Below are 21475 nucleotides of genomic sequence, written 5' to 3'. Positions count from 1 at the left end.
CTCCCCTCATCCCGCGTCCCTTCGTCACGCGCCCCTTCATCGCGCGCCCCCTCCTTGTACGTACGCGCCGAGCCTGTCCGCGAGGCGCCGGGCCACGCTCTCCCCGGACCCGGAGAAGCAGAAGGAGTCCGCCCCGCCGGTGACGATCTGGGCCTGTTCGTCGCAGCCGGACGGGCGGACCGACACCACCAGGACGTCCGGGGTGGCCTGCCGCTCCCGCACCTCGTGCCAGTGGTTGATCTCGTCGGCGACCCCGTCGCCCGCCGGGCGGTTGTCGCCGTCGGTGATCAGCACGATCACCGGGGACTCGGCGCCGCGCAGCTCGTGCGCCGCCGCCTCCAGGGCCTCGTAGACGGCGGCTCCCTTCGGGACCATGCGGGCGCTGGACAGCGACTCCACCCAGTCCAGCGCCGCGCCCCGGTCCAGGCCCCGGGTGCCGGGCCGCACCACCGTACGGACCGCCTCCGGCTCGTCGGCGGACTTCGGGTAGGCCCAGATGCCGTAACGGTCCTCCGGGCCCAGGGCGGTCAGGGCGCGGTGCAGCACCCGGTCCACCGTGCCGAGCTTCCCGCCCTCGGCCATGGAACCGGAGTTGTCGACCAGGAAGAGCACCTGACCCGGGTCGAGGGTGGCGGCGTAGTCGGCGGCCGCGCGGGCGGCGGTGGCGCCGTCGGGCTCGTCGGCCGCCACCTCGGCTTCGGCCAGCACGCCGGTCGCCTCGGGGTCGGCCCACGCCTGCCCGCGGGTACGGCCGCCGTGGCCGCGCACCAGCCCGTCCAGGAAGTGGTCCTGGCCCTCCCCGATGACCCAGGTGAAGAACGCGCGAACGGCCGCGGCGCGCCGGAGGCTGTCCCCGGTGCCCTTCCACCGCACCTCGGCGAAGGGCAGGTCGAGCGCGGGCACGCCCTTGGGGTAGTACGCGAGCAGCCGCTCGTCGTCGTCGAGCGGCTTGCTGTTGTCGCAGGTCGAGCGGGGTCGCTTGCCGAGGTTGTAGTCGGCCACGGCCTTCTCGGAGACCAGGACGGCGGCCCTGCCGAGCCGGGGCAGTCCTCCCGCGCCCGTGGCGAGGTCGCAGACGAGGGTGTCGGCGTCCGCCACCGGTACGTGACGGCTGTCCACCCGGCCCTCCGCCCAGCCCGGATCGCGTGCGGCGCCGCCGCGCAGCGCGCCGTCCCGCGCCTCGTACAGGCCGATCGTGTGCAGCAGGCCGGTCTCGGAGGAGGCCGGGTCCGGGCGCAGCAGCGGCAGGTCGCGGTCGACGGCGCGCAGCGCGGTCAGCAGTTCCTGCCAGGTGCTGCCGGTGCGGCCGACGCCTTCCGCGCGCAACGCGTCCTCCAGCGAGGCCGGGACGGCGAGCACCAGGGGGGAGAATCCGGCCGGTCCCAGCTTCTCGAGTGAGGCCGGGCCTGGGGAGCGCCTCATCTGCTCGTCGATGCGCCCCAGTTCGGCGCTGGAGCCCACGGAGACGATGTCGGGCTGCGGGCCGACGTCCTGGAGCGGGTCCTGGCAGGGCGCCTCGTACGAACCGCCGTCGCCACCGTCGCCGTCGCCATCGCTCCGCGCGTCCTTGCCCCCGTCGGCGGACCGGCAGCCGCCGGAGCCCGGCTGCTCGGCCCCGGCCCAGGTGCGGGTGGCCCCGAAGGCGCCCACGATGTCGCCGGACGCGGCGTCGTAGACGGTGATGTTGGTACGGCGGCAGGTGCCCGGGGCGTGGTCGTCGGCGTCCAGCGCGCGGCGGTTGGCGGCGGAGGCGGTGTACTCGGCGACGGCCCGCGACACGGCCGCGCGGTTCTCGGTGGAGGTCAGCAGCCGCAGTTCCAGGGGCGGTCGGCACGAGGCGGCGGCCGACGAGCCGCCGGTCCGCAGCTGGTGGACCAGGGCTCCGGCGAGCAGCGCCAGGCCGAGTAAGCCCGCGGTGACGGTCCGCCGGCGCCGGGCCGACCCTGCGCGCCACGACCTCGGCCACCGTGCCGGCCGCGCGCGCCAGGCTCCGGGCCGCCATGCCGGCCGCGCGCCCGGCGACGCGTTCGCCCGCCCGCCCGCGCCCGCGCCGGAACCGGCACCCCCACCGGCACCCGCACCCGCACCCGCGCCGGAACTCTCGCCAGAACCGGAACTGGAACTGGAACCGGCACCGGCGCCGCGCACCGTACGGCGGGAGACGACGATGTCCGGCCCGTCCCCGCCGCTGCCGTTGCGCGGCCCCCACTCGTCGGTGACGTTGGGCGTGGGCCAGGTCGGCGTCTGCGCGCGCAGCCGGTTGAACAGCTCGTGCATCGTCAGCCCGCCGGTCTCCGCCGCGCCGCCCTCCCGCATCGCGGTGACGACCGCGTCGGTGAAGTAGCTCAGGCCGCCGGGCGCCGCCTTCGACGGCTGGGTCTTGGTCCGCGGGGTGGAGGCCAGGATGTAGTGGCCCGCCTCGCCGCCGCCGTGCTCCTCGGCGGCCATGCCGGAGTAGCAGCAGTCGAGGAGGAACACGACCCGCTCGGGCTGCCCGCCCTTGGCCCCGGCCACGGCGGCCAGCACATCGGACCAGGCCAGCGCGGTGCCGCTCAGATCACCGTCGAGGTCGGCGTCCTTCGTGACCAGGTAGAGCACGTTCTGCAGCGCGTGCCGGTAGCCGTGGCCGACGAAGTAGCACAGCAGCAGATCGCCGGCGTGCTCCGCCGCGTTCTGCAGCTCCCGGTACCAGGTGCCGCGGCTGGGGGACTCCAGCACCTGCACCTGGTCGGGGGCCAGGAGGGCGTCCGGTCCCTCGCACAGCGCGCTCTTGAGGGCCGCGAGGTCCGCGCCCACATACGGCAGCTCGTCGAATCCGCCCTTGCGGACGGACGGTATGCCGACCAGCAGTGCCCGGGACCCGGCTGCGTTCGGGACCTGTCCGGTCACCGCTCACTCCTCGCCGGACGTCGCGGCTTCCAGCTCCTCCCGGATCCGTTGGACGAGATCCGGCACCTTCTCGGCGGTCAGGTCGTCCTCGGTGATCTCCACCGGTGCGCGGCCGGGCACCCGCACCTCCACCACGGTCGGCTCCCCCTGGTCCAGCCGCCGCCGCGTACTGATCCAGCCCGCCAGCGCGTTCACCAGTGACCTGGCCGCCTCGCTCAGCACCGTGGTGGCGAGGACGATGGCCAGCTCCTGGGCGACGCCGGCGGTGCCCTGGACGGGCCTGGCGGTGAACTCCCAGTCGCGGGTGAAGTCCTCCTCGTCCTGCAGCCAGCCCTTGATGCCGCGCAGCTCCGCGTCCTGAGCCGTACCGCCTCTGACGTCGATCACCATGCTCTGTCGTGGCACAGCCCCGTCCCCGTCCCCTCGTCGCGCGCGTCTCCCCCGAGCGCGTCCGCGGTCCCAAGTCTCAGGGCTCGCGGCGTGGTTGCGCCAGAGTCGCGCGGAGCACGGTTATACCGGCCGTCACTCCACCATGTCGTCCGGGCAGGGCGTGCCGGGCGGGATCTGGTAGGGGGCGGCGATCCGGTACGTCCCCGGGTGCGGGGCGTGCAGGACCGTCCACTCGTCCTCCGGCTCGCCGTCGGCGGCCTTCTGGACCTGGTTGGTCAGACAGCCGTTGCGGTTGACCGGCGGGCCGCCGTGCTTGCCGCTGCTGGGGGCCTTGAGGCCGTCGCCGTCGGCGTCGACCAGGGCCAGCCACCGCGTGTACGGGATGCGGATGAGCACCGGGCCCTCGGACTCCACCGTGAGCTCCAGCTGGTCGGCGCCCGCGCGCACCACCGTGGCGGGCGGGTCGGCGATCGGCGTCGGCTCGGAGACCTTGTACAGCTTCCAGTTGCCGTCCGACCACACCTCGCGCAGGTACGGCAGGCCGCCCGTGATCAGCTCCGCCTCTTGTTTGGCGGCGTGGTCGGGTTCGTCCTTGGGCAGCACCACGTAGTGCACGGCCCACCGGTTGAGCCAGGCCCGGTAGGCGTCCGGGTCCAGCGGACGGTCCTCGTCCTCGTAGAAGAGCGGGTTGCGCTCCTTGTCCGCCTGGCGGTTCCAGCCGCGCGCCAGGTTGACGTACGGGGCGAGGGCGGAGGACTCGCGGTGGCTGCGGACCGGGACCACCTCGACCCGGCCGCGGTCGGCCTCGACCCGCTTGAGCTGGTCGACCAGCGGCGCCAGCTCGCGGTTCCAGGCCGCGTCGGGCCTGGCGTGGATGATGTCGTCGCCGGTCTTCACCAGCTGCCAGATGGTGATCGTCGTCAGGGCCAGCACGAGCGCCAGCCACTTGCGGCCGTACGGCGTCGTGCGCACCTCCTCGCGCGCGGGCCGCCGGTACGTGGTGAGCGCGGCCAGCATCACCACGCCGCCGAAGATCATGCCGAGGCGGGTGATGTTGGTGCCGATCTGCGAGGGGATCAGCCAGGTCAGGATGGTGCCGATGCCGTACAGGACGGCGCCGACCCGGACCGTGCGCCACTCCTTCGGGCAGAGGAAGGCGCCGACGGCGGCGACCACCGGCAGGATCGCGGACCCGATCGACATCGGTTGCGTCCCGGAGAACGGGAAGAGCCAGGCCGAAAGACCGACCACGATCACGGGGGTGACGCCGAGTGCGTACGCGGCGGGGCGCCGCTTGGTCAACCACAGGGCGGCGGCCACCACGCCCACGAACAGGCCCGCGACCGGGCTGGACATGGTCGCCAGCGCGGAGAGCAGGGCGGCCAGCGAGGCCCGCGCGGCCTTGTGGCTCCACTGGTGGGAGCGCCACTTGGTGGGCCAGGCGAAGATCACCGCGAGGGCGCCGAGACCGAACATCGCGCCGAGCCCGAAGGTGACCCGGCCCGAGATGGCGTTGCAGATCAGTGCGAACGTGCCGTAGAGCGCCACCGGCATCGGCCGGGTGACGGCACGGCTGCGGATGACCAGCAGCGCCAGCAGCCCGGCCGAGATCGTCCCCGCGATCATCATCGTCGTACGGACGCCGAGGGCGGCCATCAGATGCGGCGAGATGACGCTGTACGAGACGGGGTGCATGCCGCCGTACCAGCTGAGGTTGTACGCCAGGTCCGGGTGCTGGAGCGCGAACTCCGCCCACGCGTCCTGGGCCGCCAGGTCGCCACCGCTGTTGGCCAGCAGCACGACCCACAGCAGGTGCAGCAGCGCAGCGAGGATCAATGCGGCGGGCACAGGATGGAAGATTACGCTCCGGATACGCCCGCGCCAGCCAGGCGCCGGACGGGTGTCCTGGCCACGGCCGTCCGGGGCATCGGCACCGGCTGGGGTTTCCGTACCGCCGACGGTGTCCGCGCCGTCCGGGCCGCGGGTGCTCGCGTCGGCATCGGTCTCCTCGGGGCGGCGCGGCCCGGGAACGCGAACGCGCCCGCCGGCGCCGTCGGCACGGCTGCCGCTCTTCTCGGCCCGTGCCGGATCCACGGTGGTCACTTGCGCCTCTCCCCGTCTTCCCCCGAGGTCTCCCCCTCGTCAACAACAGTGTCCCGGCTCTCCCGGCCTCCGTCGCCCGGCAGGGGCGGGCCGAGGGCCGGGGCGGAGCCCCGCGACGCTAGCACGCGTCGCTGTCCCGCCGCCTTGGCGGGGCGGTAGGCCCGCCCCGCCGCCGTCCTGGCGGTGGGGCGGACCACCGGTGCGTGGTCGCCGGGCGAACCTCAGCCGACGCGGGTCAGCTTCGCGCCGAAGGACGGCTCGGCGAGGTCCTCCTGGAGCGCCACGGGGACCTTGGCCGCCTCCGGGCCGCTCCCCACGGTCAGCGTGCCGACGACCGTGCCCGCGTCGGCCGAGCGCGGGACCGCCTTGCCGCCGGTGCTCAGCTTGAACGCGATCTTCAGGCCGGGCCAGCCGACGGCCTTGAGGTCCTTGGTGGCCACCACCGGGACGGTGCCGCCGAGACCGTCGTCCACGTGGCCGACGACCTGCCCCTTCTTCACCAGCGTGGCGGAGGTCAGCGCGTCGCGTACGGCGGCGATCTGCGGCTTGCTCACCTGGAGCACCTTCAGCAGGTGGGCGTTGGAGTCGGTGCTGTTGCCGTAGTACTGGTGGAGGGTGACGCCGAGGATCAGCCGGTCCTTGCCGTCGACCGTCCGGTACGCGGCCCACATCAGCGCGCCGCCCGCGGGGAGCTGGAGCCGGTCTTGATGCCCGCCGTGCCCTGCTGCTTCAGGAGCAGGTCGTTGTTGTTGATGAGGCGCTGCGGCACGCCGGGGATCGCCTTGTCCGGGGTCCGGACGATCTGCCGGAAGGTCTTGTCCTTCATGACCGCCTTGGCCAGCTTGAGCTGGTCCACGGCGGTGGACTTGGTCTCGGCCATCAGCCCGCTGGGATCGGTGTAGGTGGTGTTGGTCATCCCCAGGTCCTTGGCGGCGGCGTTCATCTTCTTCACGAACGCGGCCTCGGTACCGGCCTCCCACCGGGCGAGCTGGCGGGAGATGTTGTTCCCGGACGGGATCATCATCATCTCCAGCATCTGCCGGTAGGTGTACTCCTGGTTCTCCTTCACCTCCACCCGCGACTCGTTCTTGGCGTCGGACTCGGAGCCCGCCTGGGCGTCGATACGGATCTTGGGGCCCTGGTCCTCGGGCTTGAGCGGGCGCTCCTTGAGCAGCACGTACGCCGTCATCACCTTGGTGACACTGGCGATCGGCACCGGCTTCTGCGGACCGTAGGAGCCCAGGCTGCCGACGCCCTCGACCTCGGCGGCCGCCTGGCCCTGCTGCGGCCAGGGCATCGTGAACGCGTCGCCGCCGAAGGTGTACGAGGCCGTGTCGGCGAGCTTGAGCTCGGGGTCCGGCAGCGGGCGCAGCGCCTGCACCGTGCCGAGGATGACCGCCAGCAGGATGACCAGCGGCGTCCAGATCTTGAACCGCCGCACGATGGTGCGCGCCGGGGTCTCCGGCGGCGGCGGGGTGTTCGTCAGCTGGGCGAGCAGGTCCAGCGGCGCGGGCTCCCCGGGCGGCGGCACCGGCGGCAGCGGCTGCTGCTTGGTCCGCTCGGTCTCGGGCAGCGCGCCGGGCGCGGCCGGGGCCGACGGCGACTTCGCGGCGGCGGCCGACGGCGGCTTGGCGGCACCGGGCGCGGCGGTCGGCGGCTTGGCGGCGGTGGCGCGGTCGTCCGCGGACCGCAGCGGCACGAACGTGCTCGGCCGCCCCGAGCCGGCGCCCTCGGCGGACGGCTCACCGCCGGAGCGCTCGGCGGTCCGGTCCTTGGCGTCGGGCCCGGCGGACGGGCTACCAAGAGCCTTGAAGGCAGTGGTGGGCTGGTCGACGGCCGACGTGCCCGCGCCGCCGGCGGCGGCCTTGCCGCTGCCGCCACGACCGGTGGCCGCGGCGCGGTCGCCGGTGGTCTTGGTGCTGTCGCCGGGCTTGGCGCGGTCGGCGGTCTTGGCGCGGTCGGCGGTCTTGGGACTGTCGGGGGCCGCCGTGGCGCGGCCGGTGGCCGCGGCACCGCCGGTGGCCCCGGCGCCGTCGCCGGACGTGGAGCTGTCGGCGGCGGTCTTGGCGCCGTCGGCGTCGCGCTTGTCCTCGGCGTCCTGTGCGGCTGCCGGTCGGCCACCCGGCTTGGCGGTCGACTCCGCGGCCGCAGGCCGCAGGGTGCCGAACACCGCCGTCGCCTGGTCTCGGGAAGACCGCGCACCGGCCGAGCCACCGCCGTCACCGGACGTGGCGCCCGTGCCCTTGGCCTTGCTCTCGTCGTCGGCCTCGCTCCCGGCGGCACCGGTACCGGTGCCGGAGTCATCACCGGGCGCGGCATCCTGGCCCTTGCCCGGCTTGCCGGACTCCGTGGGCTCCGGGTTCCTGGGCCGTACGGCGCCGAAGAAGGCCGTCGCCCGGTCCGCGGATCTCCGCTCGGCGGACGTGTCGACGGCCGTGGGCTCGGTGGACGTGGGCTCGGCGGACTCGCCGTCCGGCTCCCCCGGGCCGCCGGGCCGCCCCGGCTCCGCTTCCTTGGCCCGTACCGCGCCGAAGAACGCCGTGGCGCGGTCCGCCGACTTCCGCTCGGCCGACTCCGCCGCGCCCTCGGACCGGTTCGCGTCCGCCCGGTCCGCCTCCGCTTCCCCGGACGTCGGGCGTACGGTGCCGAAGACGGCCGTCGCCCGGTCCACGGGCTGCTCGTCCGACTTCTGCCGCATCGTGCCGAAGACCATGGTCCGGCTGTCGTTCCGCCGCTCCAGGTCGTCGCGGTCGTCGCCCTCGGCCTCGTCCCCGCCGGTCCGGACCGGCGTGTCCGCCGTCTCGCCCGCGCCGGAACCCGCCCCGGACCGGGACGCGTCGCCGTTCGCGCCGACCTCGCCGGTCTCGCCGTTCGCGCCGTCCTCGTCCTCGTTCGCACCGGAGACCCAGGCCGCGACGGCGGCTCGCAGCCGCGCGTCACCACCCGTACCGGAGCCACCCGTACCGGTGCCGGTCGCAGCGGAATCGGCCGCACCGGAACCGGCAACACCCGACTCGCCCGCGGACCGGGCCGCCGCGCCGTCGCCCGCGCTCTTCGCCGCGCCGCCACCGCGCGCACCGGGGCGGACGGGCAGCGGCCCGGCGGCCGGGCGCCCGTCCTTGCCGTCCGACGCGTTCGCCGCCTTCACCACTTCGCTCTCGCGAACATCGTTGTCAACGGTCTCGGCGGCGGCGCCGGACGCCTCGGCACCCGCGCCGCCCACCGGCTTCGCGTCCGCACCCAGGCCGTCGGCCTCCTCCGCGCCACCGGGACCGTCGGCACCGTCGGCACCAGCGGCATCGCCGACGCCCTCCGCGTCGCTGGACCCCTCGGCGCGATCCGCGCCCTCCGCACCGCGCTCCTCGCGGGCGTCGCGGGAGGCTTCCGCCGTACGGAAGACCGCGAGCCGCGGGTCACGTTCGCCCCGAGTCGCCTCCCCCGACGACTTCTGCTGCTCCGACGTGTCGGGGGACTCGCCCGCCACCGCTGCCTCCTCGCCATGCGCCACACGGGACGTCCGCCATCCGATGGCGACGTCCCGCCGTTGAACCATTTACCAGTGTCGTGTGTCTCCGCCGCACATCCGCGCAACGGCGCAGCCGGAAAGCCCGTTCAGGGCGCCGTCCTCGTGCTAGACGAGAACGACATACCTACCGGTTCCCTCCCTAACCCCCCACGCACTCTCGACAACCCAATGTGAGAGGGGTCACCCTGTCATTCATCCACGCGGGGAGGCATGGATGGGCAGGAGCCGCAGAACAATTCCGGAGGAGCTTCTGCTGCTGGCCCTGGACCCGGCCACGGGTACCACGGCGCAGCCGCAGTCGCTCGACCTGGGTCTCGCCGGGGCGCAGCTAGTGGAGCTGGCCCTGGCAGGACGGATAGCCCCGGACGGGGATCGTATCGCCGTGGTGCTGCCACGGCCGACCGGAGATCCGACATTGGACTCCGCGCTCGAGTTGCTGCGCCGCCGCGGCAGCCCGGTGCGGGCCGTCCACTGGATCGGCGGGCCCCGGCTGGGGCTGCGCCAGACGTATCTCACGCATCTGGAGCGGTGCGGCATGGTGCATGCCGTGGCGGGTCAGATGTGCGGGGTGCTGCCGACGACTCGCTACCAGGCGACGGACACGGCCATCAGCCGGGAGATCAGGGCCCGGCTGGACAACGCGATCCGCACCGGCGTGCCGCCGGACCCGCGGACCGCGGCGCTCGCCGCCCTGGCCCACGCGGTCGGCCTCGGCAAGCACCTCTACCCCGGGAACGAGGGGCGTTCTTCGCGCTCCCGGCTCCGGGACCTGATCAGGCACGACCCGATGGGCGGGCTCGTGGCGCACGCCGTGATGGATGTGCAGAACGGCGTGGCGGCGCAGCCCAGGCGGGCGCCGGGCGCGGGACGGCAGTCCGGGGCCCGTGCGGAGCCCGCGGCCGGGGTGCCGGCGCAGCCGGTCCGCCGCGGCGGCATGGCCCGCGTCGGAGCGCGCTGAGCGCGCGCGACGCCGCGGTACGCCGGTCTCCACCCCAAGGGCACCCAGGACGCCCGATCGACGCTCGAACGTTCCACCGACCGCACCGCAGTCCCCACTGACCCGGTACGGGAGCCGCTGTGACGCGCGGGGCGGTGGGCCGGCCGCCTGCACGACGGCCGGCCCGCCGCCCCGCGCGCCGTTCCGCGCGGCGACGGCGGTACCCGCGCACCACGCCGCGCCGTACCACCACCGCGCCGCGCCACGCCGCGCCGTTTCCGGCCATACCACATCGACGACCGGGTCTGTGCGGATGAGAACTTTATGCGGCCGTTTCCCAGCGCGTTGCCGATCGTTGGTGGCAGGCTGCTGACCAGCATGAAGCAGCAGTACGAAGCCGGAGGTGCACGTCCCGTGACGTCCAACGTCGGCCCCACCGTCAGGCGACGCCGGTTGGGTCAAGAACTGCGCAGGCTCCGCCAGGAGAAGGGCATGACGGCGGAGGAGGTGGCGGAGGAGCTGATGGTCTCCCAGTCGAAGATCAGCCGACTGGAGAACGGCCGCCGCAGTATCAGCCAGCGCGACGTGCGCGACCTCTGCCGGGTGTACAGGGTCGAGGACAAGCATCTCGTCGAATCGCTGATGCAAATGGCCAAGGACTCCCGCCAGCAGGGCTGGTGGAACGCCTTCGGCGACGTCCCGTACAGCGTGTACATCGGCTTCGAGACCGACGCCGCGTCACTGCGGGTGTACGAGCCGCAGATCCTGCCGGGCCTGCTGCAGACCCCGCAGTACGCGGAGGCGGTCATCAGCGGCGGGCTTCCCGAGGCCCCGGCGGACCACATCGCCCAGCGCGTCCAGGTACGGATGCGGCGCCAGGACCGGATCACCGATCCGCTGAGTCCGCTGCGGCTGTGGGCGGTGGTCGACGAGGCGGCGATGCGCCGCGTGGTGGGCAGTCCGCAGATCATGAGCGACCAACTGGAGCATCTGGTCCACATGAGTTACGAGCCGCATGTGACGGTGCAGGCACTCCCGTTCGACATGGGGGCGCATCCCGGGCTGAGCGGCCAGTTCTCCATCCTGGAGTTCTCGGATGAGTCGGACACCAGCGTGGTCTATCTGGAAGGTGTCACCAGCGACCTCTACCTGGAAAAGCTCAGCGACGTACAGAGCTACAGCATGATGTACGAGCATCTGCGGGCACAGGCGCTGAACGTGGACCAGAGCCGCCAGTTCATCACCATGGTCGCGCAGCAGTACCGCGACCGAAAGAATTAGGACGGACGGCGCGGCGGCGGAGCGTACACCGCCACGCCCACGGCATGGAAGCAGCCGATGAAATATGCCATCCGGAAGGGTGAACGCCTCATCCGCGCCCAGAAGTTGCCGCGTAACGTCGATCGAGCCTCCTGAAGGAGGAGGTGCACATCGATCGAACGCATCGGAGCAGACGTGTCAATTCAGCTCGGAAAACAGTACGCATGGATCAAGTCCTCGCGTTCGGGCGCCAATGGTGCGTGCGTGGAAGTGGCCTCACCAACAGCGCAGACGGTCGCCGTGCGCGACTCCAAGGACCCGCAGGGACCAGTGCTCGGCTTCGCCCCGGAGTCGTGGTCCGCGTTCGTCGCGGATGTCACGCGTGGGGCGTTCGACATCGATTGATCATTTCGTCCGCACCACGTAGCAACACCCCTCGCGGGCTCTCTCGACCGGTCGCCGTCCCTGCCGAGAGAGCCCGTTGCTGTTTCCCTTCACTACACGCGCCCGCCGGTTCCCCGAAACACCCCCCGGTTTCCCGATTCCACGGCCGCGCATTGTGTGTTCCGGAATGGAATTTCCTCCGCATTCGCGTCCGCCCAGTGGACAACTCGTTGCGTGCTGAACATGTTTCGTAGGATCTTCTTCATGCGTCCGTGCCCGCCGTCTCCGCGCGGGCACACGAGCGAAGGAGCCCGTCATGCGCGCCGCTGTCCCCGATCTCGCCACTCGTGCCACCTCCGTGGCCGGTTCGCTGATCCGCGACGTCCTCGCCCTGACCGCCCGCCCCGAGGTCATCTCCTTCGCCGGCGGTCTGCCCGCGCCCGAACTCTTCGACGCCGAAGGCGTGGCGGCGGCCTTCCGGAACGTCCTGGCCGAGGCCCCGCGGCAGGCGCTGCAGTACTCCACCACCGAGGGGGAGACCGGGCTGCGCGCCGCCACCGCCGCCCGGCTCACCGCGCGCGGGCTGCCGACCGACACGGACCGACTCCTCGTCACCACCGGCTCGCAGCAGGCCATTTCGCTGCTGACGGCGGCGCTGCTGGCGCCGGGGGACGTGGTGCTGGTGGAGAACCCCAGCTATCTGGCGGCGTTGCAGTGCTTCGGGTTCGCGGGCGCGCGGATCGTTCCGGTGCCGTCGGACGACGACGGCCTGGACCCGGTGGCGCTGGCGGAACTGGTCGCCGCCCACCGGCCCAAGGCGCTCTACACCATCCCGACCTTCCAGAACCCCACCGGTCGTACCCTGCCCGCCGAGCGGCGGCAGGCGGTCGCGGCGGTGGCGGAGCGGCACGGGCTGTGGATCCTCGAGGACGACCCGTACGGAGAGCTGCGGTACGGCGGCGAGCCGCAGCCCTGGATAGCCTCATACCCGGAGGCCGCCGACCGCACCGTACTGATCGGCAGCTACTCGAAGATCATGTCGCCCGGACTGCGCGTGGGCTGGCTGCGCGCCCCGGCGGCGCTGCACCGCGCCTGCGTCGTCGCCAAGCAGGCCGCGGACATGCACACGTCGACCATCGCGCAGTTGGCGGTCGCCCGCTACCTGGCCGACACCGACCTGGAGGCGCACCTGGGGCGGGTGCGCGGCGCGTACCGCGAGCGCCGCGACGCACTGCTCGCGGGCCTGCCCGAGGCACTGCCGGAGGGTTCGCGCTGGAACGAGCCGGAAGGCGGCATGTTCGTCTGGGCGTCGCTGCCGCAGGGCCGCGACGCGATGGAACTGCTGCGGGTGGCCGTGACCCATGACGTGGCCTACGTGCCGGGGGCCCCGTTCTTCGCGGGCGACCCGAACCCGGCGGCGCTGCGGCTGTCGTTCGTGACGCACACCCCGGAGGAGATCGAGGAGGGGCTGCGCCGCCTGGCGAAGGCGCTGCGCTGACCTGTCCGACGGGCCGGGGACGGACCGGGCGGCCGCCGCCCAGGCCAGGAAGGCGGATCAGGCGCGCGGGTAGCGGGCCAGCCAGGCCGGGGCGGAGGACGCCGGGCCGTGCAGCGCCGGCCCCTGGGTCATCTCCATCGCGAAGTCGTCGGCCAGCTCCAGGATCGTGGCGCGCCCCTCCACCTCGGCCAGCCAGGCCGGCGGCAGCGCGGTCTCGCCGTGCAGCGCGCCCAGCAGATTGCCGCAGATGGAGCCGGTGGAGTCGCTGTCCCCGCCGTGGTTGACGGCGAGCAGCAGACCGTGGCGTACGTCCTCGGCGACCAGCGCGCAGTACACGCCCATGGCCAGCGCCTCGTCCCCCGTCCAGCCCTCGCCGAGGGACTCCACCCGCTCGGGCGTCGGCAGCCCCTGCCGTACGGCGCCGAGCGCGTGCTTGAGCGCGTCCGCCGTCTCCTCGTGCCCCGGCCGGGTCGCGAGATGGACCAGGGCGCGCTGTACGGAACCGTCGAGGTCATCGCCGCGCGCGAGCCCGTGCACGATGAGGGCGAAGGCACCGGCCGAGAGGTACCCGGTGGGGTGCCCGTGGGTCTGGGCCGCGCACTCGATCGCCAGCTGGAAGACCAACTGGGGCTCCCAGCCCACCAGCAGCCCGAAGGGCGCGGACCGCATGACCGCGCCGCACCCCTTGGACTCGGGGTTCTTGGGGCTGTCGAGGGTGCCCATGGTCGCGTCGGCCAACCCGGACAGACAGGCCCGGCCGGGCGCGCGCTGCGCGTACAGCCACTCCTCGCGCGCCAGCCAGCCGTCGTCCTCTTTGCGCTCGTCGGGCCCCCAGTCGCGCTGCGTGGCGTACCAGCGGCGGTGCGCGGAGTGGATGTCGGTGGGCGGATGCCAGGCCCCGGTGTCGCGCCGCACCTGGGCCCGTATCAGCCCGTCGACGGTGAACAGCGTCATCTGCGTGTCGTCGGTGACGCTGCCGCGCCTTCCATACGCCGGGACGAGGTCGGTGACGCCCGTGGGCCCGTGGTTCTGCCGGATGTCGGCGAGCGAGAGGAACTCGATCGCCGCGCCGAGCGCGTCCCCGATGGCCCCGCCGAGCAGACAGCCGCGCACCCGGCTGCGGAAATCCTGCTGTTCGGCACGGCCCCACACGGCGGCCGCAGCGCCGGCGCTTGCGGTCACGACCCCGCTCCTCTCCGTAGCGCTTCGTACGGACTCAAACTGGCGTGCACTGTAATCGACCGAGGAGAACGCGCTACGGCCCAGCCGTGAATGTGAACGAGGTCATCACGCGGGCCGCCGCGGATGCCCAAGGGGAATGTGAACGAGATGATCACGCGAGCCGGCCCGCGGATGCCAGTGGGAATGTGAACGAGGCCATGGACGCGGACCACCGCGCGGACCCTAGGCTGCGACGATGACACGCCACGCCTTCGACCTCACCGTTCTCGGCAGCGCCACGCCCTACCCCGCGCCGGAGAACCCGTGCTCCGGCTATCTGGTGTCGACCGCGGAGACCAGGCTGTGGCTGGACGCCGGCCCCGGGACCCTGGCCGCGCTGCGGCGGCACACCGCCCTGGACCGGCTCGGCGGTATCTGGATCTCCCACCTGCACGCCGACCACAGCGCGGATCTGCTCACCGCCTACTACGGCGCCCTGTACGCCGATGTGGAACTCGCGGCGCCCATCCCCCTGTACGGCCCGCCGGGCATCGCCGACCGGCTGGCGCACTTCCTCACCAACACGCCGGTACGCAGCCCCATCGAGTCGGCCTTCGCCGTCCACGAACTGCACGACGGGCACCGCGCGCAGGTCGGCGACCTCACGCTGACCACGAGGACGGTCGCCCACGGAATCCCGGCCTTCTCGGTGCGTATCGAGGCGGGCCACGCCGAGGAGGACGGCGCCGAGGCGGGCGGCGCCTCCCTCGTCTACTCCGGCGACACGGCCCCCTGCGCGAACCTGACGAGCCTGGCGGAGGACTGCGACGTCCTGCTCTGCGAGGCGGAGAGCGCCGCCGCCCCCGACGACGGCGAACAGGTCCACCACACTCCCGAGGACACCGGGCAGACGGCACGTTCCGCCCGCGCCGGGCGCCTGATCGTCACGCACGTCGGCCCCTTCCTCACGCCGGAGGAAGCGGTGTCCCGCGCCGCGAAGCGCTACGACGGCCCGATCGACTACGCGGCGCCGGGCACCACGTTCACCATCGCCTAGACCGTCGCCGAACGGAGGCGGGCATCGGCGCGGCGGCGGTCGGGCAATTCCTTGGGGCGCGACCGCATCCCGGCCCGGATGCCCGCCGCGTACCGGTGCACGTCGACGGCGGCCGGGCCACCGGACGCCGGGTACGGACCGGCCGCCTCGCCACGGCACTCCCGGCACACACCACCGGGAAGCGCTTCGGCCCGGCCGGGCGCCCGGCACACAGCGCACTTACCAACGACGGGGTTGCGGATTGCCGGTGATCGAGGCGGGCGTGGGGCGGGGGCGTGTCCTGGACACGTGTCGGTCGTTGATGTTTGCGATGCACGTACACCGGATCGATCGGAGACGGGGGTGGTGGTCGTGGGCGGGGCATCGGGGCTGCGTGCCATCGCCGAACCCTTCGTCGTCCCGGGTCCGTCAGGGGTGGCTGTCCGTACCCGTCTGCGGGTGGACGCCGCCGAGGCGGCGGTCCTGTGGGAGGTCGGCCGATATCTGGGCTCGCTGGCGTCGCGGGATCTGGCCGCGCGCTGCCGCGATGGCCTGGGCCACGGCAAGGACACCTGGGCAGCGCGGAAGCGTGCACTGACGTCCGTGTCGTCGTCGCGGTGGGCGGGCAGCATCACCAAGGCGTCGCATGACCAGTGGGCCCTGGCCCGGCGTGGCCTGGCCGCGCACATCCACAAGCTGCGCGCGGGGGTCGCCACCGTGCGGTGCCGCCTGTCACTCCCCATCGGGGCCAGGGGTAGCAGGAGGGCTCCGGGCGGCTACCGGTCACAGCAGGAATGGCATGCCAAGTCCCGGCGGCTGCGGGTACTTGAGGACAGGCTGGCCCGTGCGGTGGCGGACTGGGAGGCGGGCCGGGTGCGGGTGGTGCGTGGCGGCAAGCGCCTGGCCAACTCCCGCCACCACCTGGAGCCCGCACGGCTCACCGAGGGCCAGTGGCGGCAGCGGTGGGACGCCGCGCGGATGTTCCTCCACGCGGATGGGGAGTCGGGCAAGCGGTACGGGAACGAGACGATCCGCGTCACCGGCGACGGGCAGGTGTCCATCAAGCTCCCCGCGCCGCTCGCCCACCTGGCCAACGGCCCACAGGGCCGGTACGTGCTCGGCCGCACGGTCGCCTTCGCCCATCGGGGCCGGGAGTGGGCCGACCGTATCGCCGCCGACCGGGCAGTGGCATACACGATCAGCTACGACACCGCCAGGGACCGCTGGTACCTCACCGCTTCCTGGCGCTACCAGCCCGCCCCCATCATCCCGCTCCATACCGCGCTCGCACACGGCTGCATCGGCGTGGACGCCAACAACGACCACCTCGCCGCCTGGCACCTGGACACCCACGGCAACCCGATCGGCCACCCCCGACGCTTCCCCTACGACCTGACCGGCACCGCCCAGCACCGCGACGCACAGATCCGGCACGCCCTCACAGGCCTACTGCGCTGGGCCCGTGGGGTCGGCGTGAAGGCCATAGCGGTCGAGGACCTGGACTTCACCGCCGAGACCACCCGGGAGAAGCACGGCAGACGCAAGCAGTTCCGGCGCCTCATCTCACGCTTCCCCACCGCCAAGCTGCGCGCCCGGCTGACCTCGATGGCCGACGCCACCAGCATCGCCATCATCGCCGTCGACCCCGCCTACACCAGCCGCTGGGGCGCACAGCACTGGCAGAAGCCACTCACCAGCAACAACCGCAAGACCACCGGTCACGACGCGGCGAGCATCGCGATCGGACGACGCGCCCTGGGGCACCCGATCCGGCGACGGACGACACCGCCCCCTGCTCACCGGAGCGATGAGCAGGGGCATCGGACCGTCCAGGCCAGGCCGGGCACCTTGGGGCGTGAGGGAACCCGCCCCCGCATCCCCGGACCACGGACACGATCCGTCGGCGCCGGATGCGGAGCGAACGCGGGAGACCAGTGTGCCCAACACCGTTCGGGGCACGCGGCTGAGCATGTGCAACTCATGCTCAGTCTTTAGGAACGGTCGTTCTGTTGTGGCGCACGCCACTGGGCCTTACTCGGGTGCCTGTGCGCGCACCATGAGCGTGCCCACGTCTGCGGGGTCCGGCGCTTCCAGGACGTGAGCGTCGACCTGCGTGAACCCGTTGCGCTTAAGGATGTCTGCCCACGTCTCGGGGGCGTAGTTCCAGCGGAGTACGGTGAGTTTGCGGCCGGAGAGCCCGTTGCCGTACATCGCCTGGGCGCCGTAGTGGCCCTCGATCGGCTCGGCCTGGCTGAACGCGAACACACCACCCGGGTTGAGGGACTTGACGACGAGCGGGATGAGGTCGTCAGGGTCGGTGAACCAGACGGCTCCCCAGACGGAGTAGATGGCGTCGTACGTCGTCTCGGTGGCCGCGAGGTACTCGCACGCCTCCGCGTGGACGAACGCCAGACGATCCGTGCCGTTCCACCACGTGCGGGCCCGCTCCGCCTGAGAGGCGGAGAAGTCCAACGCGGTCACCTCGATGCCCTTGCGGGCGAGGAAGACGGCTTCCTTGCTCTCTGCGGAACCGAGTTCCAGCGCGGTACGCGGCCAACCGAGGAACTCCTCACCAGGCCCGTGGCCGGGGTGCTGCGTCCACTCGAACCCGTCGGCCTCCGGTGCCGGTGGCTCGCCATCACCTCTGTGGGGCTTATACGTGTCCCAGTATTCGGGGAGGTTGCGCGCTGAGCGGGACATGCGGCTTCTTCGAAGTGAGCAGGGGCGAGACGTCCGACAGGCTGGACACCGTACCCACCGCCCTCGCATAGCCGCCGCCGGACAACGCGATGTCATCCGCCCGGTTCACCGAGCACAGCGGCTCGGGCATCTAGGAGGTGGCGAGCAGAGTGGAAGCGACCGGCTTGGCGACCCCGGGCTCAGGCGTCGGCATACGCACAGATGCTGTGCACGGCTTCGTACACGGCGGCCCGAGCCGGAGACCGCGATCAGGCAGTGACCATGATCCGTGAAGCGTCTCAAGCGGCCCGGCATCTTCGCGCGAGCGGTGTCCGCGAACTGGCTGCGGCGACGGGCCTGCGTGGCTGATTCCTCTATGCCGTGGCGAGCGTCATGCCGATGACCACGCCGCACGAGACAGCCAGCCCGACAAGGAAGAGCAGTCCCGAGTAGGCCACGACACGGCGTAGGGCCGAACTCACCGCTGGGCGTAACCGTAAAGGGCGCGGCTTCGCATGGACACGTGCTCCTGGCGCTGCTTCGCAGGCAACGGCCGGACCACCAGCCTGGACGGCCGGGGTGGGGTCGACCCTCCAGTGCCGCTCGGTCCTGACAAGGAACTGCTGGTGTGTGGGGTGGTCCCTGGTATGCGCGATGGCCCATACGCCGACGGGGCGCGAGTCGTCGTCCACCAGGCCGGACTCTTCCGCGCATGCCAGACACTGCGCGCCGTAGATCCCCTGTGGTGCCCCTTCGGCGGTCTCGGGGCTCATCATCCACTCAGCGCCCTTGATGATGGTGCGATCCATCGCGGCACTCCTCGGCTCGTTGCATCAGTTCCGTCTCCACCACCAGCGACTTGCGTTCAGTGTGGTCCGCTAAGCGCGACCACACGTAGGCATGGTCGGCATCAACCCCCGCCCAACCGCTGCCGACTTGGACCACGACGCCCTCGAAGGGCTCGGGGCGCTCCCAGCGGAGCCGTTCAGGGTCCACGTAGGAGAGGCCGCGTACGCGGTCACCGATGCGGAACGGGGGGCGGGGTGAGTCTTCCTGGGGAGTTTGTTTTGGCATGACCATCTCCGGGTCGTGAGCCCATGCGTGACCGCCACCGGCAATCGACAACCGACGGCCAATCACGGCCCTGCCCAGGCAGAATGCCCGTCCCGAATTCGAACGGGCAAGTCTGTAACCGGAATTCACATGACAAGGAACCTCTGTTCTATCGACATGGAAACCAGGGGGCTGCCAAGCTGCACCCACGGGGTTATCTCATTCACCTTGGAGGTGTTAAAACGCACCATGCCGAATGTTCGAGCAGTACCAACAGTTCGCAGGCGCCGACTCGGTGATGCTCTGCGCACCTACCGCACCAGCGCGGGGATGAGCCAGGACAGTGCCGGTCGCGCGATGGGCTGGGACGAGAGCAAGATGTCCCGCATCGAGGGCGCCAAGGCGCGCATGCGCCCGCAGGACATCGCGCCGCTGTTGAAGCTGTACGGCGTGACAGATCCCGATGTCGTCGCGAAGCTGGAAGCCCTGGCCAAGGATGCGGGGAAGCAGGGCTGGTGGCACGCGTACGGCGATGTCGTGGGCCTTTCGTACAAGGACTACCTGACTTTGGAGTCCGACGCCGAGAGCACGCACATCTACGCACCGGGCCTCATTCCCGGCCTGTTACAGACTGGGGCGTACGCGCGGGAGATCATCGCCGCGACCGCCATGACCCACACTCCGGAGGAAGTGGTCGCCCTCGCCGAGATCCGAAAGACCCGCCAGGCCATTCTCACCAAGCCAGGCCGGCCGCTGAAGCTGTGGGCCGTCATCCACGAGGCTGCGCTGCACCAGCGCTTCGCTTCCTACCCGTCCCTGATGCGTGAGCAGCTCCGTCACCTACTGGACATGGCGGACCTGCCGAACATCACCATCCAGATCATGCCGCTGGCCGCTACCCCGCACCCCGGGATGCTCGGGCTCTTCCACGTGGTGCGCTTCCCGCAGCCATGGCCCACCGTGGTCAACCTCGAAAACATCCGAGGCGGCTACTTCGTGGAGGGCACCGAGGACGTGAAGCTCTTCGAGACGGCGTTCGACCGGGTCGTCGCCGCAGCCCTTTCGGTAGATGATTCGCGAGAGACCATCAAGAACCTCCTGGAGAGGAACACGACGTGAGCAGCACCGGTCGTAAGGACGATCTCTACGCCATAGACCTCAGCACCGCCCAGTGGCGCAAGTCACCGTTCAGCGACGGCGGCAATCAGTGCGTCGAGATCACCGACCTCCCCGGCGGCGCCGTCGCCATCCGCGACTCCAAGAACCCCGAGCGCCCCGCCCTCCGCTACACCGCCGAGGAGTGGACCGCCTTCCGCAGGGCCGTGATCGAAGGCGCCCTGTAGCCCCGTCGAACGTGCAGCCGCGCCCCGTCCACAGCCCGAGCCGTGGGCGGGGCGCAGTCGTAGTCTCATCAGGTGAATCAGGTCGCGGGACCCGCTGACACGCCCGGGGAAGGTGGAACCAGGTGGCTTGGGGCCCCCGGCATGGCGGCCCCATCACATCACGGCGGGGCCAACGTCGCCGCCGATCGAAGGAGGGCACCTACGTGGCAGCCATTTCCGACGGCATCTACCGCATCCAATTCACCAATGAGCAGTTGCTCACCTCCCTCGACGGCAGCCCGGGCGGACCGCTCGTGCTCTTGTCCCCCGGCGAGGGCAGCACACAGGACTGGATCGTGGAAAACCGGGGCAACGGGCGCTGTTCCATCAAGGACCGGGACTCGAATCTGTACGTGAGCTTCGAGGGCGAACCGGACATGCACGAGCTGGCGATTCTGCTGCCTGAGCCGCGCGCCTGGAACCTGATTCCCGACAAGGGACGGAACTCCTTCATCATCGGTGTCGAGGGTGCGCCGATGCGGCTGGGTATGAGCCTGCTCAAGATCTTCCCGCCGCGCGTGGCCCTCGCCCCCGAGTACGGGCCCCAGTACCAGGCATGGACCTTCGAACTCGTTGAAGAGCTCGTGTCCTGAGCCGGAGCCCCTTCGGCGACGTGCGGTGGCTCGGCCTCAGTCCCCCAGCACCGGCAGCAGCTCTCCGGCAGCCGCCCGTCCGACGGCAGCTCCGCCGCCTGCCGCTCCGCCGGGCCCTCGCCGTACGTCGTCGTCCGGGGGCGGGACATGTCCGGCATCCGTCTCGCACCGCCAGATGACACACCGGGCACCGGGGTGTCCGCGCTCATCACCGACAGCCAGGGCGAATACCTGTTGCACCTGCGTGACACATCGAAGGCATCTGCTGGCCCGGCTATTGGACCCCTATCGGCGGACGCCCCGAACCCGGCGAACCACTGGCCGACGCCATCGCCCGAGAAGTGAAGGAAGAGACCGGCCTCTCCATCCCTCTGACGGAGCTCACCACCGTCCAGCAGCGGAACGCCGAACACCTCGGCAAAGGTCCCATCGCCGTCTACCAAGGCCGATGGGACGGCGACGCCCACGCTCTCCCCCTCACCGAGGGCATCATGCTCCACTGGTTCCCCGCCTCGGTGCTCCCGCGACTCCGCGTACCTCCGTGGTGCCGGGAGGCCATCGCCTACCACCAGGCCACCTGAGGC

At 71.8% G+C, this 21475-nt stretch carries 18 protein-coding genes; 10 read left to right on the top strand and 8 right to left on the bottom strand.

All coding sequences use genetic code 11. The features are described 5' to 3' along the window. Positions 1–36: 36 nt before the first annotated feature. From Q3Y56_RS21465 to Q3Y56_RS21445, 5 genes are all read right to left on the bottom strand, one after another. Positions 37–2889, bottom strand: a complete 2853-nt coding sequence (locus Q3Y56_RS21465) for a vWA domain-containing protein (RefSeq protein ID WP_304463482.1) — start codon at positions 2887–2889, stop codon at positions 37–39. Between the two features lie 3 nt (positions 2890–2892). Then, positions 2893–3294, bottom strand: coding sequence for a hypothetical protein (locus Q3Y56_RS21460; RefSeq protein ID WP_304463481.1), 402 nt, complete (start codon positions 3292–3294; stop codon positions 2893–2895). 117 nt (positions 3295–3411) lie between these two features. Further along, positions 3412–5382, bottom strand: a complete 1971-nt coding sequence (locus Q3Y56_RS21455; RefSeq protein ID WP_304463480.1) for an MFS transporter — start codon at positions 5380–5382, stop codon at positions 3412–3414. Between the two features lie 221 nt (positions 5383–5603). Continuing rightward, the gene (locus Q3Y56_RS21450; protein ID WP_304463479.1) at positions 5604–6053 is read right to left on the bottom strand and encodes a hypothetical protein; all 450 of its coding nucleotides are present in this window, start codon (positions 6051–6053) and stop codon (positions 5604–5606) included. Continuing rightward, complete coding sequence (locus tag Q3Y56_RS21445) at positions 6053–8866, bottom strand: D-alanyl-D-alanine carboxypeptidase (protein WP_304463478.1); 2814 nt, start codon at positions 8864–8866, stop codon at positions 6053–6055. Before Q3Y56_RS21445 ends, Q3Y56_RS21450 begins: the two co-directional genes overlap by 1 nt. A 256-nt stretch (positions 8867–9122) precedes the next feature. On the opposite strand from Q3Y56_RS21445, the gene Q3Y56_RS21440 reads away from it, so the two are divergent. The 4 genes from Q3Y56_RS21440 to Q3Y56_RS21425 all read left to right on the top strand — a co-directional run bounded on the left by Q3Y56_RS21440 (position 9123) and on the right by Q3Y56_RS21425 (position 12987). Next, complete coding sequence (locus Q3Y56_RS21440; protein ID WP_304463477.1) at positions 9123–9866, top strand: GPP34 family phosphoprotein; 744 nt, start codon at positions 9123–9125, stop codon at positions 9864–9866. 393 nt (positions 9867–10259) lie between these two features. Continuing rightward, positions 10260–11126 carry a helix-turn-helix transcriptional regulator gene (locus tag Q3Y56_RS21435; RefSeq protein WP_304463476.1) on the top strand — a complete coding sequence of 289 codons (867 nt, stop codon included), beginning with the start codon at positions 10260–10262 and terminating at the stop codon, positions 11124–11126. A gap of 174 nt (positions 11127–11300) precedes the next feature. Continuing rightward, positions 11301–11510 (top strand): DUF397 domain-containing protein, encoded by a 210-nt coding sequence (locus tag Q3Y56_RS21430; RefSeq protein WP_304463475.1) that lies wholly within the window; start codon positions 11301–11303, stop codon positions 11508–11510. Positions 11511–11805: 295 nt separating this feature from the next. After that, positions 11806–12987 carry a PLP-dependent aminotransferase family protein gene (locus Q3Y56_RS21425; RefSeq protein ID WP_304463474.1) on the top strand — a complete coding sequence of 394 codons (1182 nt, stop codon included), beginning with the start codon at positions 11806–11808 and terminating at the stop codon, positions 12985–12987. A 57-nt stretch (positions 12988–13044) separates the two neighbouring features. Here Q3Y56_RS21425 and Q3Y56_RS21420 read toward each other — a convergent pair whose 3' ends face one another. Beyond that, positions 13045–14169, bottom strand: coding sequence for an ADP-ribosylglycohydrolase family protein (locus Q3Y56_RS21420; RefSeq protein ID WP_304463473.1), 1125 nt, complete (start codon positions 14167–14169; stop codon positions 13045–13047). Between the two features lie 235 nt (positions 14170–14404). On the opposite strand from Q3Y56_RS21420, the gene Q3Y56_RS21415 reads away from it, so the two are divergent. After that, on the top strand, positions 14405–15205 hold the full coding sequence (locus tag Q3Y56_RS21415) for an MBL fold metallo-hydrolase (protein WP_304463472.1): 801 nt from the start codon (positions 14405–14407) through the stop codon (positions 15203–15205). 351 nt (positions 15206–15556) lie between these two features. Continuing rightward, positions 15557–17179: a transposase gene (locus Q3Y56_RS21410; protein WP_304463471.1), complete on the top strand. Its 1623-nt coding sequence runs from the start codon at positions 15557–15559 to the stop codon at positions 17177–17179. A gap of 36 nt (positions 17180–17215) precedes the next feature. Here Q3Y56_RS21410 and Q3Y56_RS21405 read toward each other — a convergent pair whose 3' ends face one another. Next, positions 17216–17884: a bifunctional 2-polyprenyl-6-hydroxyphenol methylase/3-demethylubiquinol 3-O-methyltransferase UbiG gene (locus Q3Y56_RS21405; protein WP_304463470.1), complete on the bottom strand. Its 669-nt coding sequence runs from the start codon at positions 17882–17884 to the stop codon at positions 17216–17218. Between the two features lie 353 nt (positions 17885–18237). Next, complete coding sequence (locus Q3Y56_RS21400; protein ID WP_304463469.1) at positions 18238–18672, bottom strand: hypothetical protein; 435 nt, start codon at positions 18670–18672, stop codon at positions 18238–18240. A 493-nt stretch (positions 18673–19165) separates the two neighbouring features. Between Q3Y56_RS21400 and Q3Y56_RS21395 the strand changes: the two genes are divergently transcribed. From Q3Y56_RS21395 to Q3Y56_RS21380, 4 genes are all read left to right on the top strand, one after another. Next, entirely contained in the window at positions 19166–20035 is an 870-nt protein-coding gene (locus Q3Y56_RS21395; protein ID WP_304465719.1) for a helix-turn-helix transcriptional regulator, read from the top strand. After that, positions 20032–20259, top strand: a complete 228-nt coding sequence (locus tag Q3Y56_RS21390; protein ID WP_304463468.1) for a DUF397 domain-containing protein — start codon at positions 20032–20034, stop codon at positions 20257–20259. The genes Q3Y56_RS21395 and Q3Y56_RS21390 overlap by 4 nt, the downstream gene beginning before the upstream one ends. Before the next feature lie 203 nt (positions 20260–20462). Beyond that, the gene (locus Q3Y56_RS21385) at positions 20463–20891 is read left to right on the top strand and encodes a hypothetical protein (RefSeq protein WP_304463467.1); all 429 of its coding nucleotides are present in this window, start codon (positions 20463–20465) and stop codon (positions 20889–20891) included. Between the two features lie 251 nt (positions 20892–21142). Further along, positions 21143–21472: an NUDIX domain-containing protein gene (locus Q3Y56_RS21380; protein ID WP_369696862.1), complete on the top strand. Its 330-nt coding sequence runs from the start codon at positions 21143–21145 to the stop codon at positions 21470–21472. Positions 21473–21475 lie beyond the last annotated feature (3 nt).

Origin of the sequence: Streptomyces sp. XD-27, from assembly GCF_030553055.1 — a bacterium.
Lineage (GTDB): Bacteria > Actinomycetota > Actinomycetes > Streptomycetales > Streptomycetaceae > Streptomyces.
The sequence above is the reverse complement of the archived record's forward strand: the minus strand, read 5'-3'. Positions and strand labels throughout refer to the sequence as shown.